This is a genomic window from Pedococcus sp. 2YAF34 (assembly GCF_052114585.1).
In the GTDB taxonomy this organism is placed as follows: Bacteria; Actinomycetota; Actinomycetes; order Actinomycetales; family Dermatophilaceae; genus Pedococcus.
Window position 1 is genome coordinate 1 of record NZ_JBFRFA010000164.1, and the last position, 353, is coordinate 353.

General features: G+C 73.4%; 1 protein-coding gene. It reads left to right on the forward strand.

Features of this window, described 5'->3' with window-relative positions; all coding sequences use genetic code 11:
• Positions 1-122: 122 nt before the first annotated feature.
• On the forward strand, positions 123-353 hold a 231-nt coding region (locus tag AB4Z02_RS19385; protein ID WP_441973016.1), incomplete at its 3' end, for an E3 binding domain-containing protein.

Here is a 353-nt window from a genome sequence, read left to right on the forward strand (position 1 = left end):
CCTCCATCCCCGTCATCGAGGCGACGCCGGCGAACCCGCCGCACGGAACGCACGTCGCGCCAGCGACCCAGCGCATCCCGGCGCGGCCGGAAGCCGCAGCGGCGCCTGCGTCGTCGGTGCCCGTGATCGCCAAGCCGCCCATCCGCAAGCTCGCGAAAGACCTGGGGGTCGACCTCGCCGTGGTGACGGCGACCGGCCCGATCGGCGACATCACGCGCGACGACGTGCTGCGCGAGGCCACCCAGGCGAGCGTGTTCCGCAACATCCAGACGCCGGAGTGGCCGGACTCGCGCGAGGAGCGCATCCCGGTGAAGGGCGTGCGCAAGGCGATCGCCCAGGCGATGGTCTCGAGC